The 4,637-nt window shown below is 61.3% G+C and carries 6 protein-coding genes; 3 read left to right on the top strand and 3 right to left on the bottom strand.

The features are described 5' to 3' along the window. Nucleotides 1-285, bottom strand: a 285-nt coding sequence (locus tag FEF15_RS18925) for a hypothetical protein (protein ID WP_205598596.1), incomplete at its 3' end; no start/stop codon positions are given. After that, complete coding sequence (locus FEF15_RS18920) at nt 282-488, bottom strand: hypothetical protein (protein WP_163560989.1); 207 nt, start codon at nt 486-488, stop codon at nt 282-284. The genes FEF15_RS18925 and FEF15_RS18920, both read right to left, overlap by 4 nt. 654 nt (nt 489-1,142) lie before the next feature. On the opposite strand from FEF15_RS18920, the gene FEF15_RS18915 reads away from it, so the two are divergent. The 3 genes from FEF15_RS18915 to FEF15_RS18905 all read left to right on the top strand — a co-directional run bounded on the left by FEF15_RS18915 (nt 1,143) and on the right by FEF15_RS18905 (nt 3,956). After that, nucleotides 1,143-2,939: a hypothetical protein gene (locus FEF15_RS18915; protein ID WP_163560987.1), complete on the top strand. Its 1,797-nt coding sequence runs from the start codon at nt 1,143-1,145 to the stop codon at nt 2,937-2,939. 96 nt (nt 2,940-3,035) lie between these two features. Then, on the top strand, nt 3,036-3,704 hold the full coding sequence (locus tag FEF15_RS18910) for an SOS response-associated peptidase (protein WP_163560985.1): 669 nt from the start codon (nt 3,036-3,038) through the stop codon (nt 3,702-3,704). Nucleotides 3,705-3,758: 54 nt separating this feature from the next. Continuing rightward, nucleotides 3,759-3,956: a hypothetical protein gene (locus FEF15_RS18905; RefSeq protein WP_163560983.1), complete on the top strand. Its 198-nt coding sequence runs from the start codon at nt 3,759-3,761 to the stop codon at nt 3,954-3,956. A gap of 184 nt (nt 3,957-4,140) precedes the next feature. On the opposite strand, the gene FEF15_RS18900 is transcribed toward FEF15_RS18905, so the two are convergent. Next, the coding region (locus tag FEF15_RS18900; RefSeq protein ID WP_163560981.1) for a DUF4113 domain-containing protein at nt 4,141-4,637 on the bottom strand (497 nt) is incomplete at its 5' end.

Genomic DNA, 4,637 nt, shown 5'->3' with positions numbered 1-4,637 from the left:
CGGCCGGTTCTTGCCCCGCATGCCGACGCGGTGGGCGAGGCCTTTGGCCTCGAGCGTGGCGAGGCGGTCGCGGACCCGATACCGCAGCAGGACGCTGTCGAGATTCGCCAGGCGTGGTTCCTTGAGCAGCTGATCGCGCACCTCGCTGATCGTGAACGACTCGCCGGTTTCGGCAAAGGCCAGGAGCTGATGGTCCAGGGCATCGGCGATCAGGCGGTTCTTGGCCTCACCACTCGCGGCATCGACCGGTGTGGACGGGGCATGGGCTGGTGTGAGCGTCGTCATGCGTTCACCTCCCACGGAGCGTCCTGACCCAGTCGGTCGGCGGCCAGGGCGAGGACGTGTGCCTGGCGCATGTGAGCGTGATAGCGACGGTAGCGAACGCGGGCGCTGCTGTTGGAGGCCAGGGCGGCCATGGCCATGGCACGGTGAGCCGCGGCGCGCGCACGATGATTGCTGCGGTGGGGGGATACGGTCGGGTGGACCATGGGTATAGCTCCTTGGATTAGTTGGAGCCGTCCCCGCTGTCGCCAAGCAGTGATGGGGGCGGCCGTACGCGGGTTGGCGAACCGGCATCCAAGGGAACCGGCAGACCCGAAGGTCTCCCACGCACGACCGCCATAGACATGGCAGGCAAAGAAAAAGCGCCTACCATGGCAGTGGCGCTTGTGCGCCTTGGATGTTTCGGGTCGCCAAACCCGGCCGAGCAATCTGGCTCGACAACTGGAAAGTTATCAGGGGATCTCGGTCGTGTAAAGTCCGTAGGGGCGAGTCGCCGGATCACTGGCTAGGCAATGTAAGAAAATCGGCAGAATCGTTTTACAACTCTGAATTTATTGAATTATCGGGAACTATTGCCGCGACGATAATTCCCTGTTGCGACGCCGGGGCCTTGATGAATACTGACCAATACGCCGGACAAGGGGGCTTCTTTGCGGTACCTGTCTACCTGGCGATGATGGTGGTGATGTTCCCCGTCAACGTTCCTCGAGCAGCGGGCGACCCGGCGACTTCGGGTACGAGCACCACTTCTTCCACCATGGTATTTGGGCGAGAATCTCGACCGTTGCCTCTCGAGCTGGGCCGGTATTTCCCCACAGCACAGTATTGATTAGCTTGGCAACCTTCATTGGGTATTCTGCATGACATTGTTGTCCCGACAGGCCTTGCATGACGAAATCAATGCGCTGGTTGAGGCCATGACGGCTGAACGCCTGCGACAGGTACTGATCGCCTTGGCCGAGGAGGAGCATCCCCGTCGTCGTCAGGCATTCCTTGATAGGCTTCGTCAGCACTGCACAAAAGCGCAGGCATCCGGCATCCCGCCATCCAACCCGCAGGCGTTATCGACAAGGCTGGATGACCTGAAAGCAGCACTGGAGCGTATTGCCGAATCAGAGCTGGAGAATGCATGGGATTGGGATGAGGAGGAGAGTTGTGGCCCGTTCCAGGCACTCATGCCCGATATCTTCGACCTGCTGGGTGAGGCAGCGGAGTGCCTGCACCAGGGAGAGGCGCAGACTGCGCGCGACATCTACTCTGCAATCTGGACGATGGTGGATATCGAGAATGACTACGGCCACTGTCCCAGCCTGGAAGAAGCCGATGATGAACTGACACGGGAGCATGCGGCCTGCTATCTGCGCTCCGTGCTATTGACCACCGCCCCGGACCGCCAGGTCGCCACGCTCCTGCTGGCGGCCAAAGAAGTGCGTTTGTCCGGCATCGTCTCTCGCCCCGAGACCCTTTATTGCACCTTGCAAGAAATCGCCGGCGTTGACGTCACGCCGCTGCCGGGCTGGGAGGCATTTCTCGATGCCATCGTGCAGGAATTGGCAGAACCCCGATCCGTTCTCGAAGGCATGTGGCATCGGGAAGCCTTGGAAAAGCGGCAGGGAATCGACGGCATCGCCCGCCTGGCTCGGCAGGCAGGCGCCCGTATGCCGCGTCTGTGGGTGGATTGGGTACGGGCTGCCGTTCGCCAGCAGGACATGACCCAGGCGGTTGCCGCTTGGCAGGAAGCGCAGCCGCATTTTCCGCGTGGAGCCAGCATTTGGCGCCATCTGGCGGATACTCTCCAGGTTGTCACGCCCCTTCAAGCGATCCCGCTCGGTGATGCCATCGCCTTCGACGCGCTACTGGCCAACCCGACTGGCCATCGGCTGTTGACCCTGTACGAAGCTTGCCGTGACGAGACAGCCCGCCGCCAGCGTCTTCGGGCAGCCGCGCTCTGGCTGGGAGAAGCGGCCAGAGTCGGCAAGCCGCCCGTCAGCAGTGTGGAGTCCATATCAGAGGGGCGAGGTCGGTCCAAGCCACTCGCCGAGCCTGATAACGACCTGGTGTCGCCGACAAGCTTCGAATGCTGGTCGCCGGTGGCGGTTCTGGCCTGGTGGCTGGTGGGGGAAGGGCAGCAGGCCAGGGACTTGGTCGCTGCCGAAGACGCCGTCGTCGGCTGGTCGGGAGGCAGGAGTCCTCGCTGGGCGCTGTTCGCCTGCCTGCCCACGGTGCTCGCAGGTCGCCCAGCATCGGCGATCGGACCTGCCACGCAGTTGGCCTGGCAGCAATTGGCTCAGAGCGGGAGTTGGTACCTGGCTGAACGCTACCTCACCGACGTGTCTCGTGATCCAGCAGAGGAGGGCGTGGTGGCCGATCGGCTCAATGAGGCATTGCTGACAGTCACTAGTCAGGCTCCGCTGTCGTCACAGGAGGCAAGGGATTGGCTGCAGTGGTGTTGCGACACCGCGGTAGAGCGATGTCATGCCATCGTATCGAATCGGCACCGCAAGGCGTATGACCGGGCGGCAGCTTGCGTGGCGGTGTGCGTGGAAACGGCCACTGCGGTGGGAAGGGCGCCGATGGCAGCGGCGCTGGTGAACCAGCTTCGACAACAATACCCACGCCATACGGCCTTTCAGCGGGCACTGAAAGAGAGGTTGTGAGAAGAAAACAAGGCCATGTTCCTGTTGGAAGTCCCGCATCAATGCGCAGCATGATGCGCGGGAGCATTCACTAAGGCAGCATAAGGAACCGTCAACATGTGTGGTCGCTTTGCCCTGTACAGTACGTATCCTCGCTTGACGGAGTCGTTGCGACTGCCGGTGGAATTGCCGGACACCGAGCTATCGCCACGATATAACGTGGCGCCCGGTACTTGGATCTCGGCGGTGCGGCATAGAGATGAGAGCTCGCCGTTGGTCCTTGATGCGTTGTGGTGGGGGTATCGTCCTCATTGGGCTGGAGAGAGTGCTCCCGAGCCGATCAATGCCACCGTCGAGAAGGTGGCAAGCTCAAGGTATTTTCGAGGTGCCTTTGCCCATCATCGCTGCCTTGTACCTGTCGACGGCTGGTATGAGTGGATGCAAGTCGATGGAAGGAAGCAGCCTCACTACCTCACACGACAGGACGGAGAGCCGCTCTGGCTGGCTGCCATTTGGGCAGATCGCCCCGACGGCAAGCCAGGCTGCGCCATCCTCACCGAGCCCGCGAGGGGGGCTGCCAAGTCGATTCATGATCGCATGCCCCTTGTTCTCGATGCCGACAGCCTCGATCCGTGGCTGGATCCACACCTCACCGATCGTGAGGCTATTCGACAGTTGGTGGATCATCTCGACAGCCAGTTGGTTACCCACTGGCCGGTTAGCACCCGCGTCAACAGGCCTGTGAACGATGATCCCAGCCTGACCGAGCCGGTGTCAGGTCAGTGATCGGTATCAGCGTGTCGACTCGACGCTGAACTGGAACGAGCAGGGTGTGTCACCATGCTGGATCGCGATCAACAAGACGTTATAGCCGCCGCCGAGCGGATTTGCGGCTCCTGGGAGCAGGCTCGGCATTGGTTCCATCATGAGGCTCTACTGACCTTCGCTGGTCAGACACCTCAGCAGTTGGTCGATGCCGGGCGCAAGGAGGATCTGCTCCGCTATCTGAAATCGCTTGAGGCCGGATTCACTGGCTGAATGCACAGAGATCAAGCGCAGGAGGCGTCTCCTCCTCAGCTCCTTCAAGGGCATCCATTCCCGGTACGGAAGCACTGCACGTGGTGCTTCGTATCCTGGCTAGTCAGCGTCTGTCGTCATGAGCCTCTCGCTATCCATTCCATTCCCCCTTGCCAACCTTGCGCCGTGATTGGTTGATACGTTGTCATCTTACCTTGGGGATCTCGCTCCAACGTGTCGTCCAGCGTGGCGTGAGGTTGGCGCAGCGCAGATGCCAGGCGGCCTTGGGTGATGGGCGCCCGAAAGTCACAGTGCCTCGTCCCATCTGATGGTTGAGCGCGTCCAGTGTAGCCATCAGCCGTTCGCGGCCCTCGCGGTGAGCCTGGCTTTCCTGGGTGTCCAGCAGCGATAGCTGCTGGCGATTGGCATCCACCAGATCAATGAGCATCACCCCGGCCTTCATGAACCGGTAGCGGGGGCGGTAGATGGCATCAAGCGCTTGCGTGGCGGCGAGAAGAATGTCCCGAGTGTCGTCGGTGGGCTGTGGCAGCTCCATGATGACACTCGGCGAATACTGCGGTAGGTCAAGACGGTGGCGGTTGGTCTTCAGGAATACGTAGACCGCCCGAGCTAGACTCTCCTTGTAGCGCGTCAATCTGGATGAGAAGCCAGCGACAATCTGGATGAGAACCAGAGTGTCGC

This window comes from Halomonas sp. NO4 (genome assembly GCF_010994375.1).
GTDB lineage: Bacteria > Pseudomonadota > Gammaproteobacteria > Pseudomonadales > Halomonadaceae > Halomonas.
This window is presented reverse-complemented; position numbering and strand designations above follow the sequence as displayed.